We start from the raw sequence: 26893 nt of genomic DNA, 5'->3' as shown, positions 1-26893 counted from the left end.
GCCGGCCCTTGCAGACGGTCTTTCCCTTCTGATGCGCGCCGGCGCAGGAGTAGTACGAGTACGACCGGCCTTGCCGGTTGGTGGTGCCGGTACGAGTCATTCCGCAGCCGCAGGATGCGCAGACAGCGATACCCGTGAGCAGCGAAGGACCGTTGACCACGCGCGGCGGCGTGCTCTTCGGGTTGCTCTTGGCCAGTTTCGCCTGGCCCCTGTCGAAATCCGCCTGCTCGATCAGGGCGGGCACCGGAATCTGGATGACCGTCGACGGGTCGTACTTGCGTCCGTCACGGGAACTGCGCACGCCGTATGGCCATCGGCCGGTCGCATAGCAGCTGTTGGTCAGGATATTGTGGACTGGTCCGACGCCGAAGGTGGCACCGCGCCGGGTGCGGTAGCCGTGGGTATTGAGCCATTTCGTGGTTTCCTTCACGCCGAGCGGGCCGGTTGTGCCATCCCCGTCCAGATAGAGCTTGAAGATGAGCCGAACGGTTTCGGCTTCGACGGGATCCTTATCCAGCTTCTTCTTGATCTTCTGACCGCGCCGCTCCGCTTCAACGATCTTGTAGCCGAGCGGCGGCGTTGCGCCATTCCAGAATCCCTGCCGCGCCGACTCTCGCATGGCTCTCGATGTATTTTTGGATATTTCCCGCGAGGTGTGCTCGTCGAAGGCCCCGATAATCTGTCTGACCAGGATCTGACTGGGATCGTCTCCGGTGGGCTGCGTGACCGAGACCACCTCGACGTCGTGCTTGCGTAACTTCCGGATCGTCAACTCCATCTCGGCGACGTTGCGGAAGAATCGATTGAATGCATAGAAGACGATCGCGTCGTACGGATGATCCGGTGCGCAGGCGCGGTCGATCATCTCCTGCAGCACGGGCCTGCGATCGTCGGTCGCGGTCTTCGCTTCGACGAATTCATCGACGATCAAATAGTTGTTCTGATCGCAAAAGCCCGCCGTGATTTTTTGCTGACTCGGGATGCTGGCCTCGGTGGTCAGTTGCCGGCCCGTGGATACCCGATAATAGGTGGCGACGCGCTTCGATGCGTCTAGCTGCTTCGGGATCGAGTTGCGGAAAACGTGCTTGTTCATGCGAAATATCTGCGGTTGGTTTGCAGTGAATACGAGCCTGTCGGATAGATTCTGCGCAGCTCGCGAGGCGTTCTGTCAACGAAAATCCGACTGCGAAATCAGCTATCTTTCGCGTCATTGCTGAGCAGGTCCAGCAGCTCATCGCCGAGCAGAATCTCGATCGCGCGCAGCTCCTTGTCCGAGATCGGCAGCGGTTCGGGCATCTCAAACGCCACCTGAAAATCCACTGCCTGCGGCTGGCGGCGTCCGCGGGTCCTTCTTGTCGAGGGCAGCGTCCGCGTGTCCGGCTGATCGAGGGTTCGATCGGCCACACTCGCGTCCTTTTCTCGCGTCTCCCGCAGCGCGCGAGCGTTTGCCCTCCTAGAGCTCATTGCTGAGCTCTCGCTTCTTGCGATGCTGGCGATCGCGGTCGCTCGCCACCTCGGCTTGTGTAAACTCGGATGGTTCGATCGTGCTGGTCTTGACACTCTCGCGGGAGAGCACCTTCAGTAGGAGGGCGCGACGCTCCGCGGCGGTGACGTCTCTCTGTCGGGTCTCACGCGGGCGGGCGGCTTTGATATGGGCGTCGATCCCGGCGCGGTCGATGACCAGCGACAGAGCTCCGCGGGCCCGGCTGGCGGCGACGTAGAGCGCATTCCGGTCGTAACGGGGATCGATCACGGCCGTGCAGCTCTCGGCCGTCAATCCTTGCGACTGATAGACCGTCGTTGCGTAGTCATGAGAGAGGCGGGCGTGGCCATGCTCGTCGGCGACACCCCGCGTCGAGAAGGAGACGCGGTGCCGGCCGATGCGGGCGGTGATGTTGGCGTGGTCACGGCCGTCCTGCTCAATATGTTCAATCTTGCCGCAGGTGCCGTTGATGATCCGGTGACCGGCCAATTCGGTCCGGCGGCCGAACCTGATGCGGTCCCCGACAGCGAGGCGCAAGGCATAGGGATCGCCCGATGTCGAGGATGCCGTGACCGAAATGTCCCGTCCTAGCAACTGACCGGCTGTGCGCAGGCGCCTGCGGATCTCGGCATTGAGGCCGCGTACCGTGGCGTTGGAGCGTGCGATCAGGAGATGGTCCTTGCCGGGGCGCTCCTGCCGGGCGGCGAACCAGCGGTCCACGGCCGTTTGGATGGTCGGCTTTTGGCCGTCGGTCTCGACAACGCAGTCTTGCGCTTCCAGAATCTTGAAGGCGGCATCCACGCGGCGGTGCGCAAGATGCTCGACGGCGCGGCGCATCTTTGGGTCGCGCTGCCGAACCACCTTCTGGAGCACGGCGCTCTCGGTCGAAAGTCGGACAAGTTCAAGTCCGGCGGACGCGGCGATCGGCTTCAGTTGGCTGGAATCGCCACAAAGCACCACCTTCGCCTGGCCCGTGATCAGGCCGGCGGGCGTAGATTCGCAAGTTGCAGCGTCGCGCGTGGCTTCCTTGAGGATGGCATGAGTGGCCTTGGCCCCGAGCAAGCCAACTTCGTCGACGATCAGCACGGTCTTGGGATCGAGAAAGCGGCCGCCAGTGCGGGCGATGGCGAGCCAGGAGTCGATGGCGCGAGCCTCGACTTGCAATTCTTCAGCGAGCATTTCGGCGGTGCGCCAGGAGGCCGCCGCCGCGATGACGCGGTGTCCGTCCTCCTTGAACTGGGCCACCAGCGGTTTGAGTGAATATGTCTTTGCCGTTCCGGCTTTGCCCTGGAGTAACGCCAGGGCGCGCCCTTCTGCCAGTGTGTTAGCGGCGGCAGCCTGTTCACCTGACAGGCCGGCCGCGACTGCCTTCTCGTTCAGCGCGACAAGCTCAGGGCCAGACCAACGCCGATTCGCGAGCTGCTTTGCGAGATCAATCGTCTCACGTTCCAGGCGGACCATCTCCGGTGTCGAGTAGACCGGCTCCTTGAGTTGATCTTTCCTGATTTCGACGATCCGGCCGCTCGCGATGAGCCGATCGACGCGCTGCATCAGATGCGCAGGATCGGCCGCGGTCCCGACATGGGCGGTCGCAACAGCACGGATCACATCGATCCGCGAAAACGTCGCCTCATGCTCGGTGAGCACTTCGGGAATTTTCGCGAGTGCAGCTTCGAATGTCTCATCGCGGCCGCCGTAATCGAGGTTCGGGACCCCGCGCAAATTCTCGACGCAGAGCCCGGGGACGAGGCCCAGCTCGACAGCCTTGCCCTGCCAGAGTTCGAAGCGATCGGTACCATCATCACGCTGCTTGCTGCGACGGGTCGACAGCGTGGCTGCCGCTGCGACTGCAGGTGCGGAGGCAGAGTCTTGACCACTCTCGGCGAGCTCGTCCTCGATTTGATTCCTGCGGCTGGAGAAGAATTTTCGGACTTCGGGATCAAAACCCACCTCGAAGCTGCCATGCTTTCCGATCTCCTGAATGGCGAAACCGAGCTTGCGCAGTTCGTAGGCGGTATGGGCTGCATGGATCGATCCCAGGCAGGTCTTGATCTGTCCCAGACGCGTGTCGATGCAGCCGATCGTCAAATCGTCCCGCATGGCCAGGTTGAACAGGACGGAATGAGTATGGAGTTGGGGGTCCGAGAAAACCGATCCATCTAGGTGCGGTGCCGGCCGCGCCGTATCGTGGGTAAACAGGGCACCGGTCAGTCTGACGTGCCGGCGGTCGAGCCCGTCGCGGCCTCGGCGCGCATAAGTCCCTTCTTCTTCGAGAACCTCCAACGCGCGATGGACGCCCGTAAGGTGGACGTCGAGGATGGCCTGACGAAGCGCCAGATCCGTCGTGAGCGCGTAGGCGAGGCTCACGCTCTTGGATGGCGAGAAAGTGAAGTCGACGCCTTCGACCTTGCGGCTGCCTGTCGTCAGCAGCCAACGCCCCTCCTGATCGAGGCCCGCGTGGAGCTGAGCAAAACGCTCGATGTCGACGGCCCCACCATGCGTCAGGTCAAACTGCGAGCCACGGGCGAACCACGTTGCCGCGATCTGCCGTTCGCCGCCGTGATAATAATCCCGGGCGTAGTACGTCGCGGCGGTGCCGATTTGGAGCGATGCAACCATGCGGGAAGCATCCCGGAGATCGGGCGCCGATTGGTCCCACGACCCCCCACAAAATCCGCACACTCAAAAAGAGAGCCGCCCGAAGGCGGCTCTCGATGATCCGTTTAGGCACATGATGTGCGCGGGAGGGGGCGATGGATAGGCATTAATGAGAATATCGCCGAGCCCGAGCACGGCGGCGCGGATAGAAAGGGTAGTCCCCCACAGATTGTACTATAGCGATCCGCGACAAGTCGCGCGTTGATGTACCGCCAAATCCTTAGAGTAGACTTCGTTGCACAGACATGCCGCATGCGAACCGGCTCACAGTGGCATCATGGCAATGGTCGCTGATGAAGAGCGACGCGCGATCTCAGACCGCACCAAGGATGCGCTTGCAGCGGCCAAGAGGCGGGGTGTGGCGCTCGGTGGTGCGCAAAGCTCTCACGTGCAGCGAGAAAGGCTGCCGGGACGCACAAAGTGGCGAGTGCCAACGACCGGGCTGCGGACCTCGCCCACATCATCCGCGACTTGCAATCGACCGGCATAAGCTCCCTTAACGGTATCGCGAAGGCGCTCACCGAGCGGCGCGTCCCCACCCCTCGCGGCTCGACGGATTGGTCCGCGGTACAGGTTGCCCGAACGGTGGCCAGACTTTAGTGGCCTGTCGGGGTCTCGGCCGCCGCGATATTTTTATTCTTGCGCCTCTAGCTCCCTTGGTGAACCAAAGGAGCGTCTCGTGTCGTCCGCTGAATCTCTTTGTCGCGTGGGCGCCGTGCCCGAAGGTCCACACGATTCTATTGCGCAGCAGCAATTTCGGCTCACGACGGAAGATCTGGTAAACGACAGCGTCCAGCGGAATTATCGCTCCGTTTGCGACATGGTTGCCGACTTGCCAGCAAATGCTGCCGCCATCCTTCAGCGCTCGGGTTAGCAACGGCAGCAGCCGCTCATGATCCCGTTCAAATCCATCGATACTGCTCGACCGGTCGTATTCTTTGCCGATGAAATAGGGCGGAGAACATACGAAAAGATCAACGGAAGGCCACGGCGCCTCAATGGAGCGATCGGACAACGCAATCTCGACGTCGTCGGCAATGGCTTTGGCTTTCAATCGCTCCCACGCTGCACCCGCATTGGTATCAAGGCGCGTCAGCCTTCCGGTAAGGCGCACCTCGTCGAAATCAATCTCGATGATGGTCGGGGGTGCGCTTGTCAGGTCGCTTCTCCCCTAAGCTTTTGGATAATCCCGCGTAAACCGTTGGCACGGCGAATAAGCTCTTCAAGTTGTTTGTCGATGGCTGCGTGAGTGCCTGGGTCAGCAGCACCAATCTCGACGTCGCGCAACCGATTATTTATCTGAGTAATGGTGCGTAGGGCTGCAGTGCCGCCTTTGAGTCCTCGCTCTGATTCAGCGATGGCTTTGCTGACATCGATGAGAGCCTCGACTGCTTCTTCGCGAGTTCTTGGATCCTTGAATGCGGCGATGAGGGGTTACCGCCCGCCACAGCGCTGATACACAAGCATCATTGACGACGCGAAAAACCTCAATACTTTCAGTAAAGAACGTGCTCGTCGGCACAGTTCAATCCTATCCAGCAGCGCCATCCCGGACAAGCGTGCCAGGACTCCAAAGAGCGCACTCACGCAGTGGTGCTGCAAAACAATCCTGTTTCACCTTTCCAACCGGCCTGCATCAAGATCGTCGCGATTGGTGCAGATGTCGCGTTCAGCCTCGACCGGCGCATGTCGTCGTCTACGACTGTGCGGATTGCCAGACATTTTTAGGTACCGCATCTCGTGTCGTGGTGGCCACTGTGCTGGGTAAGTTCCGCCTGACCCGAGGCGAACCGAAGAGCTACGTCGAGACTGCGCGAACGGCAAACTCGCGGGCAGACGTTTGTGGGGTATGCGGGAGCCCAATTTATTCGGCCCCGCCGGGGCCGCAGCCCAAGGTTGTTGCCCTGGGGGTTGGAACGCTTCTTCAGTGCGCAGAGCTGATTCCATCCCACCAATTCTGGTGCCGTTCTTCGGTGCGTTGGCTGCCTCAGCTTGGCTCGGTCGACGGGTTCGCGACGCAGCCGGTCTCTTACGTCACCGGTGGGTTTGTCCCAGAATGACAGCTGCTGGGCTATAACTGATCCGTAGCATGAGCATCGCTGCCTGTCTTGCGTCAGGAAAAGTGGATAATTTCGGTTATTTGAGTGCATCAAGCTGCTGCGCTCCGTCCTCCTTTGACCAGCCGGAAGCGGGCTCGTCTATCGGCAGCCGTCGGCTCTTTCTATCGGTTCGACGTCGGCTAAAGCGACCAGACACATCTGCGGCTCAGCGTCTGGCGGTGATGCTTGGAGTGCGGCACTGTCGACCGCACCGACGATCGCCGGCTCGGCCCGACGCACGCGGGCGAGCTCTTCCATCATTTCGAGTGCGATGACGCCGCGTGGCGTCAGGCGCCAACCGAAAGAATACCGCCGAACAAACCCGGCGCCGAAGATGTCAAGTTTTGGAAAGGTCGCGGCGAGGTCGCGACTGCGATTGGACCAGTCCGGCCCGCTGGTGGCACGAATCGCTAGGCAGCGCTTCAGCTCCTCGTGCCGGCACACCCCGTTGGGGTGGCCGGCGAGAACCTTCATGACCGAAACCGCGAAATTCACCACGCCACCCGCACATCACGCGCTGCCTGCGATAGATGATTCCGCAACCCAGCGCGAGAGTCCATCGGCTGCAGGCTTGCTGGCACGGCCGCAATCATTGGATCCCGGAGATCGCGCACCGATTGGTCCCACGACCCCCCACAAAATCCGCAAACTCAAAAAGAGAGCCGCCCGGAGGCGGCTCTCGATTGACTGTTCAGGCCTGCGGTTTGCGCGGAAGCCAGCGATGCATGGGCCAATCGACGATGGGAATGTCGGCGAGGCCGAGCACGGCGGCCCGGATGAAGGGACGTCCCCACAGGTCGAATTTCAGGCCGAGGTCGGACTGATATTCGGAGACTGTGATCGGCGGAATAGTCCACTCCTGTGGACGCTGATCGGCGTGCGCGGGGATGCGAGCGTCGCGAACCGTGCGCTGTGCGACCCATTCTTTGGCGACGCGCTGCGCGCTTTCCCCGGGTGCCAGGCCGCACACGATCTGCAGTCCGAAGTTTTCCCGGAACGCTTCCGATTCTTTGAGCTGCGCCGGGCTTTGCACCGTGACGATCGTGCGCACGCCGCGCGACCGTCCCAGCGCCGCCAGATCAGTGATAGCCGGGCTCTTGTCGATGCCGATCCGCGAGACCTCGTCCAGGAACAACCAGATGCGCCAGTCATGCTCATCCTGGACGTCGCCGCCCAAAATGGTCCCAGCCAGGATGCGCAGCACGAGCTTGACGAAGGCTGCCGAACGGTCGCGCCGCTGGAGGTTGTAGCGCAGGATGATCGGCCGGCGCCATTGTCCGGCGACGGCCCAGGCGCGAAGCGACCGAGGCCGCGCCCCGTCCTGCTCCAACTTGGCGAAGCGGCGGGCGGTGGCACCAACATGCGCGATGAGGTTGAATTGGAGGGACAAGATAAAATTCGCCGGCTCCTCGCCGCGCGTCATGATCATGCCGGCGACATCAGGGGCGACTTTGCGGATCATGTGCTCCAGCTCACCCGGCGGCTTTGACAGCATGTCGTGCAGATCACGCCAACCCCATCGCTGTCCACGTTCCGATTGCAGGTGCTGGACGATCGCGCTCAGGATCAGTCGCGATCCCTCCGCCCAGACCGGATCCCGGGAATCCGGGATCAGGCTTGCTGCGAACTCGTCGGCGTCGGCATCATCCAGCAGGTCTCGACCGATCGCCCACACGATCGAATTTGCTCCCGCGAGATCGAAGACAAGCGGCCGGTATTTTGCGAACCGCGCGGCCAGCTGTCCCTTGACGTCGAGGGCCAGGACGCGATCGCGGCGCCCCAGCGCCTGACGCATCAGGCCTTCCGCGATCACGGACTTGCCTGATCCCGGCGGCCCCATCAGCAAAACGCCTTCCTTTTCGGTGACGAGGGGCAAGCGCGTCCCCGGTGCCAGGAAGATGCCTTCGCCAGTTTGCCGGCGCAGCGGCTGGAAAGTCGCATTCAGATAACCGGCTCCCGAGGGACCCCACAGCGGCCGCGGCCCATTGACGTGAAGCGCTGCGATACATTTCGGGCTGGCGTCACGCACGCGTCGGAATACCGATCGTGCCGCGGCGACCCCGATCGCGCAGGCCACCGCAAGCCGGAGAACGAAGGGCATGACGAGATCGCCCGGTGGCATCGCGTCAATGAGGGCGGCCATGAGGCGCAGCGGATATTCCGCGAGTTCGCCGATCCTGGTCGTCGCCAGATGAGGGACCTTAGCCTGCTGGATGAGCGCCCAGAGATCGGAGAGGTGCACGGTGACTGCTGCGTCGTAGGGATGCCACCACACCAGCGGCGGGATCAGCGTACAGAAGGCGACGCTCATCGCCAGCAGCACGGCGAGGAACGTCATGCTGCCAAAGAGGCGCGCGCTGGCGAGCGAGGGGCGCGGTTCGGTCGGATGGGGCTTCATCATGATGCAGGTCACCTGAGGTTGATGCCAGAGCGGCGCGGGACTTGGATCCGCGCCGCTTGGGGCAGGAAGGATTCGGTGCCGAAGGAGGGATTTGCCGCGGCCAAAACGACGAGCGGCAAACGGAGCTCGTAGGCAGCCTTCGACAGGCTCAGGCCCGTCGAACCGACGACGTAGGTGCAATCGCCGGTCCAGGCGTCGAGCCTGCCGCAGATGCGCGGCAGCGACGGCTGAGCCGTCAACTCGGGCAGGACGCGCTCGACGAACGGGGCCGAGGCGATGAGGAGGCTGCCGATCACCGCCGCGACAGACGTCTTGCGGACGCATTCCCACCACAAGGGCTGGCGACGGCGGAGCCGGGTCAACCACGACACGCTCTCTTCCGGCATGTTGCGCGCGGTGCGGACCGGGCGAGCAGGATCTTGGGGGACGGGCGAGCCACCCCCCTGAACGCGGATGATCCGCGAGCGTTCGGCCAACAGGGCCATCCCGCGCGGGCCGAGCCGCGCGATCACCCAGCCGGGCACGCGCCGGAGCTGATGGAACGGCATCGCGGCCAACCGCTCGACGATTTCGCGGCGCCCGGCTTCCCCGCGCACGCGCAACTCGCGCAGGCGGCGCAGCCAGGCATCGAAATCGTCGTCGGGACGGGGCTGCTGTTGCAGGTCGTTGGGCTGATCAGGCATCGTGGCCCCCCTGATCAGCAGTCATCAGCGCCTCGAGACCACTCCACATGATCTCGAGCCAGTTCGCGACGTCGCCCTGCAAGACCGCGGCGATCGCGCGCGATACGTTGAGACGCCTGGCGATGTCGGTGTCATCGGCGTTGACGATCTCGATGAACGTCATGCCGAGCTGTTCGAACGGCACGAGCGCGCCGGCCGCGGCCGCCGGCATCTGCAGGATGCGGCGGCCGTCCAGGAAGGGCACCACCGCCGCGCGCCAGACCTCGTCGGAGGAGGAGCCTGGAAAGAACCGGAACCGGCCGCCGCGCTCGTTCAGGACAGCGACGATCTCAGCCGAGGGGCATGCGGTTGCGAGCGCCTTGCCGAGGGCGGCGCTCTGACCCATCGCCGCGAAATCGGCCACGAACACCAGCCAGACCACGACCTGCACACCAGTGTTGCGCAGATACGCGTCCAGCCGGGCCTTGCCGATGTACTCGACCGTCGCCGCAGCCGACGGCCCGCCGCCGACGTCGACGACGACCGGCACGCCGTCTGCGAGCGAGGCGTCGATCGCAGCCGACAGCGGCTCCATCGCGGTCATCGCAGCCAGCGGATCGCTCCGCATCTCCTCGGCGCCGGGCAGGTGTACGACCGACACCAGATCGGCGTAGAGCCTGGGCAGCAGGGCTGTGCGATCGATCTGCACGATGCGGACGCCGCCGCCCGTCAGACGATGCTTGTCGATCAGCAGCCGCGCAAGGGTCGACTTTCCAATCCCGCCTTTGGGGCCGATGACGAGATGAATGACGGGACCTGTCCCGGCCCGCTCTTCGGCTTTGCGCGCGTCCTCGACGAGCCTGACAGCCTTGCGCTGCTGGCGCTTTTCCTTGCGATCCTGATCGTTCATTGCAGTCCTCTTTCTTGGTGGAAGGAACTGCGAAAGGATCAGACTTGGCGTGCCGATTGGTCCTCCGACCCCCCAGGAAAATGGTCGGCGCGCGTAAAATACCGCTTCTCCTGGGAAGACCGCTTGGCAAAGTCGCTATCGTGGAGCGATTGGCATCGGCGCCATGGCAATGCTGTTGCCGCCGTTAGGCACCATCGTCATGCGAGGGCATGCAGGCGCTTCTCGTAACGCCTCTCAGTGATCTGGTCATTTCAAAGGGACAGCAGAGCGCTCAGGGGAGCTCTGCCAGCAACGCCTCGGACGTTGAATTCGTTATTTTAGCTCGGTCACTCCATTGCGCGTGACCAGACATGCTTCGAGAATTGCCGTTATTCGGGCCAAAATCGGATCGTCCTTGTCATACAGACAATCAAGCAAATCCTTCATCCCTTTGACAGTAACATCGGCCCATCGAGTGCCGCCAAATTCGTTTGTTGGATATGATTTCCTGAGGAGTTCAACGCTCAGCGCACTCACCCTGGAGGGAGTTCCGCTGGTGCGACGACGCCAATCCGGCGCGTAGAACACCCCTTCATAATATTGATGCTCGCATTCCTGCGCAGTTTCGCTCATGCGATAAAAGCCATGCGTCTTCAGGAATATCGCGTCATCGAGCAATCTCGACTCCGTCTTGGCGCGTTCTCGAATCAAATCGCACCAACGCTCCATGGTAGCGGCATGATCCCTGAGAACGACAATCCGCTCGCGCAACCTGACGATCCTAAGCGCAATACGGGATACGGCGCTCGGGACTTCCTGCTCGAGATCGTCGTCCTCGCGAGTCAGAGCTTTGTCGTTTAGTATTTCCAGAATATCGATGCCGACGAAGAGTTCAACGTTATCCATTTCATAGAACTCCGCTCCAATCTGCTTCGTCCATTCGATCGCGCGTTTGAGAAGCCGGATCAATGCTGCTTCGAACTTGCGACCCGTCGGCTCCTCAAGCAACCGCTCTCGGTCGTGGAGCGAGAGCCTCTTGTGACGCGTTTCGAACAGCCAGCCGGCTTCGAGCGCCGCACAGACGAATCTGTAGAACGGCGCTGGATTTCTGAAATCAGTTATCGTGTGATTCGGTTGTACGTCCTTGTCGAGGTGCTCTGTTCCGAACTCTAGTCTGAGTTCCCTCTCTGCTGCCCGCGCGTTCTCGGCAAGGTTCGTAATCGAAGCCGTATCCATCGCTTCCACCAGAGCTTCAATCGGTACGTCCCGCCGCAATCCGTTTGAACTCTCTAACAATCGTCGTGCGGTCTCCGGGAATAGCCGCCGCGCAACCGCCGAGAGGCCATACCCGGCGATCGAAGAGTCGCGTGCCATTTGCGCCGAGGCTCTCTTGATCAAGATCGTATCGAGAGGCGAATCGTCGTGTCCCCAGATCACCGCTTGTTTGAATTCTCCATCTACAACCGTCCGCGACCCGCGCTCGCACAATGGTGCGAACAGCGCCTTGCGAACCGAGGACGGGCCCAAGATTGCTTCGCAGGCACTTTTCGATACTTCCGTCCTCTGCCGTGGACGTCCACGCTTCGTCTTTCCTGGCCCACGCTGCTTGGCGATGGAATCGAGGATGTCAGCGACGTCCCTTAGTTCAGTTAGGATGCGGCTCCTCTCTTGAGAAGGCTCGAAGAGTTTTCTTCCCTTGGCGCGACGCTCCTTTGACAACTGCGGACGGTCTGCTGTCCATTCGTCGATGTTACGGAATAGAGTGAGGTATGCCTCCTGAAAGTCGCTGGCTGCAGCAGCAGGATCACGAGCATGAAACTTTTTGTAGAATCGCTCAGCCTCACGTGAGAGCTGAGACATGATCTCCGGTCCGGTAAGGCCTTGCTCTTCGGGCACCTCAGCGGTTCCCTCGTTGATGGTTTTCGTTGACCGTCTGTGGCGTTCGGAATCGCAGCTTGCGGATCGCGCCGGCGTCAGCCGGGATGCCGGGCGCAAATCGATCGGACGGATGTTCTAGGCCATTCAACGATTGCGTCATGGCCGCATTTCCAAGGTGAACCGCTTGCGGGCAAGGCCGGAATGGGGATGAGGATGATCGCCGAAACCGACGCAAACTCCTTGCGGCATCCACGGTATGCGCCTTGTTTGCCTCATCAATCGTCCAATTCGACCGCACGCGGGCGCGTCTTCAGAAGTTCGGCAAGCCGGTCTGAGCGCGAAGCCGGCGATGGAGTGGGAACTGTGCCGCTAGCGCTCTTAATAATTGGTTTGTGGCTAAGCTCGAGTTTCTCACCGGCGCAGGCGTGTCTCGCTACGCCTCCGCGCACCTCATGACCACCTCGTTCGGCGGTAAGCCGAGCATACTCGGTCCGCAGGTTGTGCGCCGCGATCGCCTGGCCGGCTTTGTCGCGAGCGCCGGCTTGGGTCAGGCGCGCAGCGATCTGCCCCCAGGTCAGGCCGCGACCGCGCAAGGCGTCGAAATCAGTCAGGCAAGAACGCACCGCTCGGCGCAGCGGGATACGCTCCGCCTCGGTCCCGAGCCTATCCACAATCGCCTGAATGTGCTTACCAATGTCCATGTCGCTAGATGTGAGGCTAAAGGTGACCGCGCGGCTGATGCGTTTGCGTTACTCTCCTGCAAGTAAGAGCAGTCATCATCAGGCGCTGGTAGGTGGCCGATACTGCCAAAAAGCGATGCAACAATCTCGGCGCTGACTGAACCTGCGGCGCGGACCGCTTCGTCCTTTGCTTCTCGGATGAACGGTCCAGAACCGGAATTCATGTCGCGAAGAACGCTTGTTCGCCGGATCCTTCGTGCTGGCCGGATTCGATCACGACGTGGGTTGTCTTGCCCGAAGCGGGACGCGGCGATGGGTGGTCCCCATCGCCGCTTCTCGGCTACGCCGTCAGAAGGGCCGGATGCACGCGCCAGTTCTGTGCGGGCCGGCCCAGACCGGCCCGCTCGGCCGGCTGGAGGAGGCCGCGCAGCTGCAGTTCGCGCAAGGCATCCTGGATCACGCCGGCATCGCGCAGCGGCGACCCGCGCCCGCGCAAGATGTCCTCGCGAGCGTTGATCGCCGCCTTACCCAGCCGGCGCAGATGCCGGGCGAGCTGGGTGGCGGGGGCCTCCTCCTTGTCACGCGTCACCGTGAGCGTGCGTTCGGCCATCGGCAGGAAAAACTCGGCCATCAAGCCGACCGCGCGCTCGGCATCCTCGCCGGAGACCGCAACCGGCAGCACGCCCTTGCTGACCGCTTCGACGATCGCGAACACCGCGCTGATGCGCCGCGCCTGCTGGGGACCACGGACGTAGACGTCGCGCAGGCGGTCGCCGAGATCGTCGAGACCAGCGGTGAAGGTGCGGCTGGCGCGGTCGAGCACGGCGCGCGCCTCGTCCGACAGCGCGATCGTGTCGTAATACTGGCCGGACGCGTCGCTGCCGCCCGAGCGGACCAGGTCGACCGACAGCTTGCGCAGGAGATCCGCGGGCCCGGCCTCGCTGGGCAGCTCGTGGATGGGCGCCGCATCGGGGTAGGTCCACAGGAAGCGGGCACACAGCCCATCCCCTTGCGTGATGTGACCGACCGACTGCGGATGGACCGCGGCCAGGACCGTCAGCAGGAGCGCCGGCACCACGATGAAGCCGGCCTTCAGTTTGACCGGGTAGCGCGGCCCGTCGAAAGCCTGCAGCAGGATCGTGCGGCCGCGGTGACCTTGGCCGGCCATCAACCCCGTGAGCACGCCACGGAATTCGGCCGACAGCAGCGTGCGGCCGCGCGCGTCGTGCTGCAGTTCGTCGATGAAGCCCGCGCCCGTGGCGTCGCACAGGACCAGCGGGGGCCCGGAAGCGGCTTCGTCCTCATCCAGATCGGCCGGGACGGCGCCGCTCCGCAGGATGCGCTGCATCGCGATCGAGGTCTGCCGCGCCTGATGCGCCGACAGCTCCTGCGCGCCCGCCGAGGAGCGCGGGGTGTTCGCGCCGTGGGCCATGATCGCGGCTTCCGCCTGCTGAAGCGCGTCCTGGGCGATCTCGATCACGGTGCTGCGGCCGGTACCCGGCCGGCCCACCATCGCCACAAACAACGCGAGCGGCTCCGTTTTCACCGATGTCAGTCCGATCCGCCAGCGATTGCCGATCGCGCCGGAGAGGGTGGCGAGCACGGTGGGGCCGACGTAGGCGACGCTGAGATGCTGCGTGTCCGAGAAACCGCGGACCAGGGCCTCGATGGTCGGGGTGAGGTGCTGCAGCGGGAACACCGGCGCCGGCGTCAACTGCTGCTGCATGAACGTCAGATCGGCCGCGGCCCAGTTCGCGCCGATCGCGTCTGCGTTGGGCGGGGCATCGACCTCCGCCTTGGTCGTGGTGCGCTTCTTCGCCATGATGATGCCTTCCGTTTGAGACCCACGGCTTGTGGGCGGCATCCGATCTACAGGCTCTCGAAACCCGATTGGTCCCCCGACCCCCCACATAATCCAACGTCCCCCGCTCGAGCCGCACGATCGTGCCTGGATATGAGCCAATGTGGGCTGCGACAGGTGGCGGGATACGAGGGTCTGCTCAAGAGAAGGCTAGAAAACCCTCGGCAAGACGCTGTCGGCAGCCTGCACTGCTTTCCACGCAACATCGTGCTCATCGTGACATAGCCAAGACCGGAAACCACGCTGCGGCGGTAGTCGCTATATAACGCTCCCAGCCAATGAAGTGCTGTCAGGATGGCAGCCCGACGAAATGACAAAATGACAATACTCAGGATGCGGTGAGGCCACCCAGAGGGCCGTGGCCTGACAAATGACAAAAATACCAGGAGCAGGATTGAAGGCCGAACCCATCACCCGGCTGCGGTCGCCACGTGCTTCTGATCATCCGCATCTGACAGGTGCGGCTGTGTTCCGACAGGGAGCACGAACTCCGTGTTGCGGACGGCGCCGCGACGTTGGCGGTGATGCGGTCGAGCTGGTTGATCGCGGGCCGTTGGTGGGACCGCAGATCTGGCCTGATCGAAGCCCACCAAAGGCTCCTTCGTCAGCCCGTGTGAGCAACCTCGCCTGACGAAATGACAGAATGCCAAAATCGCGAGCTATTCGTCGGAGCACGACCTATCTCCAGTAACGATCGTGAGACCCACCGGACGTGCAACGTTAAAACGGCTCTTGGACGTCGGAGGCACCGGCCAACGAATTTTGGCATTTTGTCATTTCGTCGGGCTGGGCGGTTGGAATCCGCAAGGCTGCTCGGTGTCGCAAGGAAACAAGTTTTCGTCGGGGGCGGTTTTCGGTCCCGGTCTCAAGGTTACCTTGGGGTGAACGCACTTGCGCCGGCAAATTCACGAAATTTGAGAGCGCGCCAAACACCTTCCTTGGTTGCGCCAATGACCCGCGGGCCTCCTTCGGCTCGCACGTTATCCGACGAATTGACGAAATGACAAAAGTAATGGCCGATCATGGGCCTCTGGTACTGAGCCGAGTCGGTCCCAGAAAGTCTCGAGTCGCGTCGATCAGAAGCGACGTCAGGCCAGATTGACCGCCGCCGGCGCACAATTCTTGTACCCTCTTCTCCGGACCAGAAAAAGTGACGGAGCTCTCGTGACACGCCGACCTGCATCTCGCTCAACAGTTCGAGGCTCAGCGAACTGTTGACGTTCTCCGTAACGGCATTCTCGTGGACTTGTTAGGGTTAACGTAAGAGAACGACGTGGCATTCAGTCTGTGGCGTGGGAGCGAAATTACCTCCCGTCTTCCATGAGATCTCTAAAGATGCGAAGCGACTTGTTCATTTCGTCGCAGATGATCCGCAATTTCGGTTTGGCGATGTTCCGATCTCTCTCCGTGAGCGTCAAGATCGCCTCAAAGACATCATCCGAATAATAGGCGAGCAATAGTAAGTGCTCGCCTCGTGGACCACAGGTACCTTCGAGCCAGTTCTTGATGGTTCTTTCGCCGGCGCCGGTCCATTGCCGGATCTTTTTCATCATGTGGGGTGTCGATCGCGCCTCCTTCTTCAGAGCATCTCTCACAGCCCGCGCATAAACCAATCGGGGCGCATTATCGCCGCTCCCGTTGCGAAAAATTCTGCCCTTCTTCGGCAACATTCTTCCAAATCCTTCCAGTTAGATGACCAAACCGGATAGCGATGGACTCTTAGATATCCCTGGAGCTTGCAGCCACAGCCAAGCCAAACATGGTCACCGCCGTGGAACCCAAGGAAACGTCGAAATCTCCTTCAGTAAGTCATCGACGGGACGACCTGTCGTCCAGATTGCCGTTGCGCGCTGCCCAATATGTGCGCATGTCCACGGAGCACCAGCGCTATTCGACGGAAAACCAGTCGGACGCAATCGGCCGTTACGCTCTGGAGCGCGGCTTCGAAATCGTTCGTACATATGAGGACGCCGGCCGCAGCGGGTTAAACATCGACGGACGGCAAGGCCTGCAAAAGTTGCTCGCAGATATCGAAGGACGAAGGGCCGATTTTTCGGTTGTCCTTGTCTACGATGTTAGTCGCTGGGGACGGTTTCCGGACTCGGACGAAGCGGCCTTCTATGAATATCGCTGCCGCGCTGCAGGCGTGAACGTCATTTACTGCGCCGAGCAATTCGAGAACGACGGCAGTATCGGGTCGGATGTCCAGAAGGTCGTGAAGCGACGTATGGCGGCCGAATATAGCCGCGAGCTCTCCGTCAAGGTATTCGCCGGCCAAAAGCGTCTCATCGAGTTGGGCTTTCGCCAAGGTGGCCCCCCGGGCTTTGGTCTGAGACGCCAACTCGTCGACGAGCGGGGAAACTCAAAGGGCCTCCTGGATCGCCAGCAGCATAAGAGCATTCAGACTGACCGCGTCATCTTGGTCCCTGGCCCGAGCGAAGAAGCTCAAACCGTAACCCGTATCTATCGGGACTTCGTCGATGGGCAACTCAACGAATCCGAGATCGCCGATAGGTTGAACAGGCAGGGAATTCGGACCGATCTGGGACGCCTCTGGACACGTGGCACGGTTCATCAGGTACTCATCAACGAGAAATACATCGGCCACAACGTCTGGAACCGTGGCTCATTCAAACTAAAGCAAAGGCGCGTTCGAAATGGTCCGGAGGCGTGGATCAGGGCCGATAACGTCTTCGAACCGATCGTTGACCGGACCCTATACGACACAGCGCAGGCGATTATCGAAGCTCGCTGCCGCCGCATGACCGACGCGGAAATGCTGGAACTGCTCCGTCGCATCTTGGACCGAAAGGGCGCTCTGTCCGGTTTGCTGATCGATGAGACCGACGACTGTCCATCGAGCGGCTCATTTCAGCGACGCTTTGGTAGCCTGGTGCGGGCCTACCAATTGGTGGGATATACCCCCGAAAGGGACTACGCATACATCGGTATAAATCGAGCACTTCGAAGGTTGCACCCGACCGTGATTGCGGAGGTGATCGATGGGTTGAAGCGCTTTGGCGGACGCGTCAGCCGGGATGAATCGAGCGAGCTATTGATCGTCAACGACGAGTTTTCCGTTTCCGCCGTCATCGCGCGCTGCCGCGAAACGGCGGCCGGAAAACTTCGGTGGCGAGTCCGCCTGGAGCGAAGCCTGCTGCCCGACATCACAGTCGCCGTTCGGATGGACGGATCGAACATCGCGGCTCGCGACTATCTCATCTTGCCGACGGTGTACATGGACGAGCCGGTGCTGCGCCTCCACGAGTACAACGGCATTTCGATCGATTCTTACCTCTTCGATACCTTGGAACCTCTATTCGAGATGGCTGAAAGAATTTCCCTGAAGGAGGTGGCGTGATGACCGATGGAATTCCACTCACAGTTCAACTGATCCCGATATCACTGATTTCGATCGTCAATCCCCGCGTGCGCAACAGGAAGAGCTTTCGGGAGCTTGTGGAGAATATCGCCGCACTCGGGCTCAAGAAGCCAATTACGGTGACATGCAGGGAAGACGAGCAACGCGTCAGATACGATCTGGTGTGCGGTCAGGGGAGGCTGGAAGCGTTTGTCGAGCTTGGGGAATTGGAAATTCCGGCGTTCGTCATCGAAGGGAGCGTGGAAGATTGCATGATCAAGAGCTTGGTCGAGAATTGTGCCAGGCGTCAACATCAGGCCATCGATCTGCTGCACGACATCGGCGGCATGAAGCAGCGGGGCTACTCCGATCCGGAGATCGCCAAGAAGACCGGATTGTCTCTTGAGTATGTTCGGGGTGTAGGCCGGCTGCTGGCCCAAGGAGAGCAGCGTCTCCTGCGAGCCGTCGAAGTTGGTCATATTCCGGTAAGTGTTGCCGTCCAGATCGCGGACGCCGACGACGTTGGTATCCAAGAGGCCCTGCATCAGGCGTATGAGAAGAATCTCCTCCGTGGTCGCAAATTGCTCATCGCAAAGCGCATCGTGGAAAGCCGTCGCCGACGTGGACGAGGGATAAGAGGCGCGGTCGAGAAGGGCGCAAAGCTTTCGTCCCGTTCGTTGGTTCGAGCATATCGGGAAGATACGGATCGGAAGCGCCTTCTCATTCGCAGGGCCGATGCCACCCGGAATCGTCTCATCTTCATCGCGCATGCAATGCACGAACTCCTTGGAGACGAAAAGTTTGTTGCCCTCTTGAAATCGGAGAAGCTCGATACGCTGCCAAAGAAGCTGTTGACCCGCATGGAACGAGGGAGTGTTGCGTGATGATGCGCAAACCCGACAGACGACCCATCGTCATGGCGTTTGAGCGTGAGCGGGTAACGATCGCGAGCAGCTCGATTCAACCATTGCGCCTGATCAGCGACGCGATCAAGAAGACGCCGAAATATAGCCAGATCCAGTCGTCCGTACGTGAAATCGGGCTCGTCGAACCCCTTATCGTGGCGCGCGATCGCGGCGAGAAGGGAAAATACCTTCTTCTCGATGGGCACCTTCGCTTGGCTGTCCTTCAGGAACTCGGTATCACCGAGACCTCATGTCTGATCGCTACCGACGATGAGGCATACACTTACAATAAGAGAGTTAGCCGCATCGCGATCGTTCAGGAACGTAATATGATCCTGGGAGCGATCAAGCGAGGTGTATCGGAGGAGCGAATAGCGAAGGTACTCAACGTCAACGTCTCCCATGTTCGGCTGAAGAAGCGCTTGCTCGATGGGATCTGCCCCGAAGCGGTTGAATTGCTGAAGGACAAGCACGTCCCCATCGCGACATTCACGGAGCTGCGGAAGCTGCTGCCGATGCGCCAGATCGAAGCGGCACAACTGATGGTGACGATGAACAAGTATTCCAGCACTTACGCAAAATCTATTGTCGGGGCAACGCCTCAGGCGCAACTGGTCGACGCCACCAAGCCGAAGCAAATCGACGGCCTCACGGATGAGCAGATGGTGTTGATGGAGCAGGAGTCAGCCAATTTGGATCGCGAATTCCGTCTCATGGAGCAATCATACGGTTCCGATCATCTGGATCTTGTCGTTGCGACCGGTTACCTGCATCGACTGATCGAGAACGCGCGCATTGTTCGATATCTCGCCCAGCACACGCCCGAACTCCTGGCGGAGTTTCAGAAGATAGCCGAGCAGCAGAAATCTGCCGCATGAGATTTTCGAAGACCGAGCATTTGACCCTAACGTCGATGCTGCACGCCTTCACTTTCTCTCATTTGGAGATCAATGCGAGGATCGTGAAGCCTGATTCCGACATTCGCACGCCATTCCGTGTCCTTCGCCGGAGGCACTCGGTCCCGGGTCCCGCCGCGTTCCGCGTCGGCGCTATGCTGACCCTCCTGCGGGTGCCTTTTTAACCGGTCTCGGGACTGCAGTCGGTCCCGCGTCCCGCCAAGAGGCGGCGCTATGCTGACGCTCTTGCGGCTGCCTTTCTTGCTGGTCTTGCCGGACGATGGCTTCATTACCACAAGGACGAGTGTCTTCGTTTCCAACTGGCTAATGGGCTCCGCCCCTCGCGCACGCCAGGGTGAAGCGCCGGCTCATGCCGGCGCCGACCCGGGCGGTCTCCCCGGTCTTCCGCGCTGTCCGCAGACGACGAACCATCGCGGGCCTGCCCATTCGCTCGTGCAGACCCGCTTCCAGGAAGCGGCCCTATCGGGCGGGCGATCCCCCTCCGCCCTGGTCGCCCTGGCACTTGCTACCCCCGGTCTCGCCGACGGGCAGGGGCGCAGGCGCGGAGTGCGCGCTTTGCGCCCCTGAAAACAGCAAGGAGAGATCGATCATGTCGGCCAAGCAGGTAAAGACCATCCCCGAGAGCGGAACGGAGGTATTCATTCCGCTGAGCAAGCTCAAGAAGTCCCCGAAGAATGCACGCAAGACGCCGCATAGCGAGGCGGCTATCGAGACCTATGCGGCGAGCATTGCCGCCAAGGGCATTTTGCAAAATCTGGTCGTTGAACCCGAATATGACGCAAAACGGACCGCGACGGGATTTTACTTCGTGACCATCGGCGAAGGCAGGCGGCTCGCCCAGCTTCTGCGGGTGAAGCGGAAGGAGATCAAGAAGACTGAGCCGATCCGCTGCATCGTCGATACCGCAAACGATCCCCACGAAATCAGCCTCGACGAAAATGTCACCCGCGAGGACATGCACCCCGCCGACCAGTTCGAGGCCTTCAAGAAGTTGGCCGACGAGCGCGGTTTTGGCGCCGAAGAAATCGCCGCACGCTTCGGCGTGTCGGCCCACGTGGTGCGGCAGCGGCTGCGGTTGGGCGCGGTTTCCCCCAAACTGATGCAGATCTATCGTGATGGCGACCTGACCCTCGAACAGTTGTCGGCTTTTGCCATCACGGAAGATCACGCCCGGCAGGAAGCCGTCCATGAGCGGTTGTCCTACAGCCGCGATGCCAGCACCATCCGTCGCCTCCTTACCGAAGCCCACGTCCCAGCCACTGACCGCCGCGCGCGGTTCATCGGTATCGAGGCCTATGCCGAGGCGGGCGGCGCTCTCCTGCGCGATCTCTTCACCGAGGATCGCGGCGGTTACTTCGAGGACGTGGCACTGCTCGATCTGCTGGTCACTGCAAAACTCGGGAGCGCTGCCGATGCCGCGCGGGAGGCGGAGGGGTGGAAATGGACCGAAGCCCACCTTGATTTCCCGCATGCGCACGGCATGCGGCGGACCTACCCGCATCCAGTCGCGCTTTTGGCGGAGGATCAGGCGGCCCTCGATTCGGCGCAAGCCGAGTTTGACCGACTGACCGAGCAGTACCAGACGGCCGAGGAACTTCCCGACGATGTTGACGCTCACTTCGGAGAACTTGAAGCCGAGATCGAGCGGCTGGAGGCCAAACGGCTGGCTTACGATCCCGACGATGTCGCGCGAGGCGGTGCGTTCGTGATCCTCAATCATGACGGCACGATCCGAATCGAGCGTGGGTTTGTCCGGCGGGAGGACGAAAGGCCCCGAGCGGAAACGGTGCAGAGAGGTGAGGATGAGACGGCGGGCGAAGCCGTCGGCACTGCCGATCAACCGCTCCGGGATGGAACTGATGTAGGGGATGGCGACAGCGCCACCAGTGAGGAAGAAGACGATCGTCCGGTGTCTGACGTTCTCGTCCGTGACCTCACCGCGCATCGGACCCTGGGTCTGCGCCTCAACCTCGGCGAAGAGCCGGAGGTCGCCGTGGTCGCGGTCACGCACGCGCTGGCCGCGCAAATCTTCTATCTCGGTGCCGATGCGCATGTCGTCGGTATCCAGCCGATCAGGACCCATTTGGCTGCGCATGCGGAGGGGATCGAAGATACCCCGGCCGGCAAGGCGTGGACTGATCGCCACGCCAACTGGGCGCGGCAGATGCCGCGCGACGTCGCGGGCCTCTGGACCTTCGTGGCCGAGCTTGATCACGACAGCCGGATGGCGCTGTTCGCCCATTGTGTCGCGCTGACCGTCAATGCGGTCAAGCTGCCGTGGGAGCGCAAGCCCCGCGCCGTGGCAACCGCTGACCATCTGGCTGTGGCCGTCGCCCTCGACATGACCGCCTATTGGCGGCCGACCGCGCGAAGCTATCTCGGCCGCGTTACAAAAGCGCGCATTCTGGAGGCGGTCTGTGAAGGTGTGAGCGGCGAGGCCGCCGAGCGAATTGCGGACATGAAGAAGGTCGACATGGCGGAGGCTGCGGAGCAGTTGCTCGCCGGGACCGGCTGGCTGCCAACTTGGCTGCGCACGGCCAAGTCCCAAGAGCAAGCCGGCTCGCAGGGTACAGACGCATATCCGGAAGCTGCCGAGTGAGCTTGGAGACCGGGCCGCTTACGCCGCCCGGTCAGATTGCCGAAAAATTCCGCCGCGCGCCTTGGCAGGCGCGCGGCGGTTCAACAGATGCAAAGCTGCGGCTCTCGCACGCAGATCACCTCGACGACGGATTCCGGATTCTCCCGGTCAATGCCGACAGGCCCGAACACAGGGCGGTCCTTAGCCTTACACCAACGATGCGTGGATCGGCGCCGGGTCTCTAACGTGACTGCTACCATCTCTTGTCGGCGCTTCCTCGGCCACGTTGCCAATTGCGTAGCGCAAGAATGCGAAATCTGCCGCAAAGCTTCTTCTCGCGCGTCGTTATCGCCCTTGATTGCGTGATTCAATGTCTTGACCGAGCCGAAGTCTGTGGTCGGCTTGAATGCCGGTAGCCATAGTGGTCTCCGTCTGTCCGTTTGTGGCCAGCGAGCCACGCAGCCTCGAATGGACGGATCAGGCCCGAGGGGCGGCAAGAGCCTCGATCGCCTTCCCGCAACGGCTTCGCCTGCTTCTTTCCCCTGCCGCGAAGGGGGCGGCATTCCTCGCGAGACAAACAAGCAGTCTATCGCCGTCCTCCGCTGTGCTTCGGGCCAAACGGCTGCGGGCCGATCGCTCCCCGGGCCAAGGACCGCCATCGAGGCCGCGATGGGCGCGGCCCGAGCAACAAACGGAGATCACCATGGCTACCATCGGCACCTTCACCACTTCGGACACCGGCTATGTCGGCTCGATTAAGACGCTGACGCTCAACATCAAGGCAAAACTTGTCGCTTCCGAGCGAGAGAACGAGAAGGCACCGGATTTCCGGATCTTCGCTGGCGCCATCGAATTCGGCGCCGCCTGGAAGAAGACCGCCCGCGAGACCGATCGCGAATATCTCTCGGTCAAGCTCGATGATCCGAGCTTTCCGGCGCCGATCTACGCCTCGCTGGTGAAAGTCGAAGGCGACGACGGCTTCACCCTGATCTGGTCGCGCCGCAGCGCCGACTGACCTTTCCGGATCATCCGCCCCGCCTCTTCGGAGGCGGGGCTTTTTGCATGGTGGTTGCTGCTTGCAGGGAGGCAGGAAGAGCATTTTTCTTGAAAGAGAATCGCTAAGGGCTCCGCCCTCGCGCAGGCAAGGGTGAAGCACCTGACGGTGCCGGCCGGACCGTATCCCCGGTCTTCCGCGCCATAGATATTCACGACGACGATTGCCGTCTGGGCGCGTGCAGACGCGCGCTCGTCGTGCGCGCCCCTGTCGGGCGGGTGATCCCCCTCCGCCTCCGGCCGCCCTTGCCCTTGCTACCCCAGGTCTCGCCGACGGGCAGGGTTGCAGCGCAGCGCTGCGCTTCAACCTCAGCCCTAGGAGAAACGATATGAACATCATGACCTTGCCGCAAACCGATCAGCCGGCGATGGCCGGCTTTCGCGTGGATGTCTCGCGAGGCCAGCGGATCGGCCGAGTATCGTCGGAATGGTTTGCGCGCCCCGACGACGAACGCTATCTGAATTTGCCCGACCTCTATGATGCTGTGCGCGGACGCGCCGAGCGCGCACAGGCGCGAACGGTGGAAAGCCGCGCCATCCGTGTGGAGGCCAGCGGCGACCACTCGGAGCGGCTATCCCTGATGGTGCCCGGACGTGACGAGCCGGTGGTGCCGACCCATTGGAGCTTCGGCCAATTATGTACGCTGGTCGGGGCGCCCACCTCCTATCTGCGGCAGCTTCCCGCAGCCCTCTCCGGCATCAACCTGCAGCACGGTCTGTTCTCGCACCGCGCCGAATTGGTGAAAACACTGGAAGCCGATCACGGGCACATCCAGCTTCGTGCCGTCACCGGTCCGGATTATGGCCGCATCTGGGATTACGAGCTTGTCGCCGCCGTCATGAAGATCGCGGGGAACGGCACCGGCGATACAAGGTGGAAGGTGCCGGGCGTGCTGGATTGGGCATCCATGACCCACAATCCCTTTGTCGACGTGACCAAGGAGACGACGACCCTGTACGCCAGCGACCGCGATGTGTTCCTGTTTCTAGTCGATGATACCAATCCGATCGAGGCCGGGCGGTTGGCGAATGGATCGCCGGATTTGTATTTTCGCGGCTTCTACTGCTGGAACAGCGAAGTCGGCAGCAAGACGCTTGGCATTGCGAGCTTCTACCTCCGCGCCGTCTGCATGAACCGCAATCTCTGGGGCGTGGAGAATTTCGAGGAGGTCACCATTCGGCATTCGAAGTTTGCGGCGCAGCGGTTTGCATATGAGGCGGAACCCGCCTTGACGAGCTTTGCCAATTCCTCGCCCGCGCCGTTCGTCGCCGGCATCAAGGCAGCGCGGCAGCGGATCGTTGCCCGCACAGACGAGGATCGGGAAGGCTTTCTTCGCAAGAGCGGCTTTACCAAATCCGATACGACGAAGATTATCGAAACAATCTTCGGCGAGGAAAACCGCAAACCGGAGAGCCTGTTTGATTTCGTGCAGGGGATCACGGCGGTCGCGCGGACTAAATCGCATCAGGACGCGCGGCTTGAGTTGGAAGGAAGGGCAAAGCGCCTGATGGAACGGGCGATCTGAGGAACTAGCCGCGCAATCAAGGTTGGTTGCGCGGCAGGATCTCAACGTTGTTCATGGGTCGCCGCCGATCCGGCAAGCCGGATCGGCGGCGTTGACGCGTGGCCCGCGTCCGGGCTCGCCGGGCCCAACAGCCCGGCTCGCGAAACTTCTCGCTTGGACACCTGTCATATTTTGAACTCTTGCAGAGCCGATCGTCTAAATCGCGAAAAGTTAGCAAATTTAGCGTTGCGACTGTACACGAAGCACGAAGCCGACTTGGTGAACGGTTGACTCGGAAGTTTGACGATGACACGCATGCTCGATCATGAGCCGATCTTCAGGTCGTCTCCATCGAAGATCCGACCGTCCTCGCGCAGCACAAGACCGCGCTCAACCCATATCTGGCTGATTGCGGCGGCTCGGCCATGAGGCCGGATCGTTGTCGCCAGCCGCCAGTTCCGGGTTCGCTTTCGCCCTGTGACGGACATTCGGTTTGCATTCGAAACGTTGACGACGATCATGACGTTAAGACTTTCGGGTTCGTCACTAATGCGACCCTCACTCACTTACGCGGGCAAGAGTTCGCAGCGAAGTGCGTTGCGTGCTGATGACATATGGGCGATGCCTTCGGCCCGCGCTCTACTCGTCGCTTCGCTCCTCACCGAGCCACCCTACGGGTGTCTCGGCCCTTCGGGTAACGATCGCTATCGCACACGCTCGCAAACAGTGGGACTTCGCAAGTCACCTGCTAAGTCGCTGCAGCATTTTCTCAATAAATCCGGCGACCGGATACGCCACACAGAGCTCCGCCATGGCGGATGAGACCCGATCCAGATCCACGACGACGGAACACACGTTATCTTGCTTGTGACCACGCCCAGCCAGCGGACCAACACCGGTAGCAGAGAATCCGCTGTTCGTTCGAGCGCAACAAAGTGCAGCAAAATGCAATGCTGCGAAAAGTTGCTACCACACCTGTGCATTGGGATGCGGATATCAGATTACCGGTTATAGACGCTACTCTCGATCGTCGCGCCGCCGACTTCGCTGCTGACTGCATTTCGGGTCGTCCAGGCGAAGGTCGTGTTGAGCGCCCTGCATAAGCGTGGCGAGACTCACGCAGGCGATGACAAGAGATGGCCTACGCCGGGCGGCCGTCAAGTGAACGGAACCACCGAAAGCCAGCCGCCGCTCAGCTCCCAAAGAGCAGCGGCGCTCATGCGAATTGCATGGGAACCCACATCAAGCTGCGCTTGGAACGTTAAGCTCGATCGCATGTTCTCTTCAGACGAAGGACCGTTGTGGTCGCCAATCGTCCCGGAGTGTCAGATGAGCAAACGTAAACTGGCAACGGCGTCAAAGCACGCCCGCAGCCCGAAGATGGCCGCGCGGGCCCAACGGACCACGCGGGCTATTGTAAGGAGCCCGAAAGACAATCCTCTCCGCCCTGTCGCGGCAGGCTCAACTGAGCCGCCTCCTGAGCTTCACAACGACTCAACACAGGAAGCTATCCTTGTTGAGAATCCGGCGACTGCCTTACAAGATGACTTCACACAGATGATGAGGGATGACGATTCAAAGAAAGGATTCGAGTCCTCTTCAGCCACGGCGAACGTGCAGGCTTATCAAGCAAAGATTCTGGAAATGGCTCAAGCCAACATGCAATTTGCTTCTGAATTCGCCCAGAGGCTTCTGGCGATCAGATCGCCCTTTGAATTTTTCAGCGTCATTTCAGAATTCACGAGCAAGCGGATCGCCATGTTCGGCAAGTATTCGAGAGAAATGTCTGAAGTAATTACTAGGCGATGAAAGCCTAAGGCCCCGGTGTGTTTTGGCCTCACGATGCAGGTCGAGCGCACGCTACAATGAGATAAGCGACATCCTGGTTGATTTTGGCTTAATCCCGGAAGCCCTCTAAAGCGATAGACGCACTTCTCCGCCGCGGGCGCCAGGATCACTTTGG

Annotated in this window: 19 protein-coding genes and 1 pseudogene; 9 read left to right on the top strand and 11 right to left on the bottom strand. The window is 61.3% G+C overall.

Annotated elements, in window-relative coordinates; translation table 11 throughout:
• Window positions 1–19 precede the first annotated feature (19 nt).
• From ACVJ19_RS04775 to ACVJ19_RS04760, 4 genes and pseudogenes are all read right to left on the bottom strand, one after another.
• Window positions 20–1093 (bottom strand): annotated as a pseudogene (locus tag ACVJ19_RS04775) (recombinase family protein); the annotation flags it as partial.
• A 98-nt stretch (window positions 1094–1191) separates the two neighbouring features.
• On the bottom strand, window positions 1192–1404 hold the full coding sequence (locus tag ACVJ19_RS04770; RefSeq protein WP_155256169.1) for a hypothetical protein: 213 nt from the start codon (window positions 1402–1404) through the stop codon (window positions 1192–1194).
• Window positions 1405–1453: 49 nt separating this feature from the next.
• A complete protein-coding gene (mobF, locus tag ACVJ19_RS04765) occupies window positions 1454–4102 on the bottom strand; it encodes a MobF family relaxase (RefSeq protein ID WP_304491843.1) in 2649 nt (882 codons plus the stop codon).
• Window positions 4103–4658: 556 nt separating this feature from the next.
• A complete protein-coding gene (locus ACVJ19_RS04760; RefSeq protein ID WP_453948221.1) occupies window positions 4659–5195 on the bottom strand; it encodes a DNA methyltransferase in 537 nt (178 codons plus the stop codon).
• A 454-nt stretch (window positions 5196–5649) separates the two neighbouring features.
• On the opposite strand from ACVJ19_RS04760, the gene ACVJ19_RS04755 reads away from it, so the two are divergent.
• Window positions 5650–6201: a GFA family protein gene (locus tag ACVJ19_RS04755; protein ID WP_453955074.1), complete on the top strand. Its 552-nt coding sequence runs from the start codon at window positions 5650–5652 to the stop codon at window positions 6199–6201.
• A gap of 138 nt (window positions 6202–6339) precedes the next feature.
• On the opposite strand, the gene ACVJ19_RS04750 is transcribed toward ACVJ19_RS04755, so the two are convergent.
• From ACVJ19_RS04750 to ACVJ19_RS04730, 5 genes are all read right to left on the bottom strand, one after another.
• Entirely contained in the window at window positions 6340–6735 is a 396-nt protein-coding gene (locus ACVJ19_RS04750; RefSeq protein WP_155256171.1) for a hypothetical protein, read from the bottom strand.
• 196 nt (window positions 6736–6931) lie between these two features.
• Window positions 6932–8641 carry a type IV secretion system DNA-binding domain-containing protein gene (locus ACVJ19_RS04745; RefSeq protein ID WP_196236593.1) on the bottom strand — a complete coding sequence of 570 codons (1710 nt, stop codon included), beginning with the start codon at window positions 8639–8641 and terminating at the stop codon, window positions 6932–6934.
• A gap of 8 nt (window positions 8642–8649) precedes the next feature.
• Window positions 8650–9324: a hypothetical protein gene (locus ACVJ19_RS04740; RefSeq protein WP_028160157.1), complete on the bottom strand. Its 675-nt coding sequence runs from the start codon at window positions 9322–9324 to the stop codon at window positions 8650–8652.
• Window positions 9317–10213, bottom strand: a complete 897-nt coding sequence (locus ACVJ19_RS04735; RefSeq protein ID WP_453948220.1) for a hypothetical protein — start codon at window positions 10211–10213, stop codon at window positions 9317–9319. The genes ACVJ19_RS04740 and ACVJ19_RS04735 overlap by 8 nt, the downstream gene beginning before the upstream one ends.
• Window positions 10214–10525: 312 nt before the next feature.
• The gene (locus ACVJ19_RS04730) at window positions 10526–12088 is read right to left on the bottom strand and encodes a hypothetical protein (RefSeq protein WP_456739354.1); all 1563 of its coding nucleotides are present in this window, start codon (window positions 12086–12088) and stop codon (window positions 10526–10528) included.
• 434 nt (window positions 12089–12522) lie between these two features.
• On the opposite strand from ACVJ19_RS04730, the gene ACVJ19_RS04725 reads away from it, so the two are divergent.
• Window positions 12523–12837, top strand: coding sequence for a hypothetical protein (locus ACVJ19_RS04725; protein ID WP_453948218.1), 315 nt, complete (start codon window positions 12523–12525; stop codon window positions 12835–12837).
• Between the two features lie 253 nt (window positions 12838–13090).
• On the opposite strand, the gene ACVJ19_RS04720 is transcribed toward ACVJ19_RS04725, so the two are convergent.
• Together ACVJ19_RS04720 and ACVJ19_RS04715 are read right to left on the bottom strand one after the other, a co-directional pair.
• Window positions 13091–14572 carry a DUF3987 domain-containing protein gene (locus tag ACVJ19_RS04720; RefSeq protein WP_028160161.1) on the bottom strand — a complete coding sequence of 494 codons (1482 nt, stop codon included), beginning with the start codon at window positions 14570–14572 and terminating at the stop codon, window positions 13091–13093.
• Between the two features lie 1343 nt (window positions 14573–15915).
• Window positions 15916–16281: a hypothetical protein gene (locus ACVJ19_RS04715; protein ID WP_028160162.1), complete on the bottom strand. Its 366-nt coding sequence runs from the start codon at window positions 16279–16281 to the stop codon at window positions 15916–15918.
• Window positions 16282–16370: 89 nt separating this feature from the next.
• Here ACVJ19_RS04715 and ACVJ19_RS04710 point away from each other — a divergent pair, with 89 nt between their 5' ends.
• The 7 genes from ACVJ19_RS04710 to ACVJ19_RS04680 all read left to right on the top strand — a co-directional run bounded on the left by ACVJ19_RS04710 (window position 16371) and on the right by ACVJ19_RS04680 (window position 26739).
• The gene (locus ACVJ19_RS04710) at window positions 16371–17972 is read left to right on the top strand and encodes a recombinase family protein (protein ID WP_259181255.1); all 1602 of its coding nucleotides are present in this window, start codon (window positions 16371–16373) and stop codon (window positions 17970–17972) included.
• Window positions 17972–18856: a ParB/RepB/Spo0J family partition protein gene (locus ACVJ19_RS04705; protein WP_049826508.1), complete on the top strand. Its 885-nt coding sequence runs from the start codon at window positions 17972–17974 to the stop codon at window positions 18854–18856. Before ACVJ19_RS04710 ends, ACVJ19_RS04705 begins: the two co-directional genes overlap by 1 nt.
• A complete protein-coding gene (locus ACVJ19_RS04700; RefSeq protein WP_028160165.1) occupies window positions 18856–19755 on the top strand; it encodes a plasmid partitioning protein RepB C-terminal domain-containing protein in 900 nt (299 codons plus the stop codon). Before ACVJ19_RS04705 ends, ACVJ19_RS04700 begins: the two co-directional genes overlap by 1 nt.
• Window positions 19756–20383: 628 nt before the next feature.
• Complete coding sequence (locus ACVJ19_RS04695; RefSeq protein WP_453948217.1) at window positions 20384–22393, top strand: ParB/RepB/Spo0J family partition protein; 2010 nt, start codon at window positions 20384–20386, stop codon at window positions 22391–22393.
• A 682-nt stretch (window positions 22394–23075) separates the two neighbouring features.
• Window positions 23076–23387: a DUF736 domain-containing protein gene (locus ACVJ19_RS04690; RefSeq protein ID WP_028160167.1), complete on the top strand. Its 312-nt coding sequence runs from the start codon at window positions 23076–23078 to the stop codon at window positions 23385–23387.
• Between the two features lie 367 nt (window positions 23388–23754).
• A complete protein-coding gene (locus tag ACVJ19_RS04685; RefSeq protein ID WP_028160168.1) occupies window positions 23755–24951 on the top strand; it encodes a hypothetical protein in 1197 nt (398 codons plus the stop codon).
• A 1308-nt stretch (window positions 24952–26259) separates the two neighbouring features.
• Window positions 26260–26739, top strand: coding sequence for a phasin family protein (locus tag ACVJ19_RS04680; protein ID WP_208084300.1), 480 nt, complete (start codon window positions 26260–26262; stop codon window positions 26737–26739).
• Window positions 26740–26893 lie beyond the last annotated feature (154 nt).

The sequence above is a fragment of the Bradyrhizobium sp. USDA 376 genome, assembly GCF_054063675.1.
Note: the sequence above shows the minus strand (reverse complement) of the source record. Positions and strands in the feature narration are given on the sequence as shown.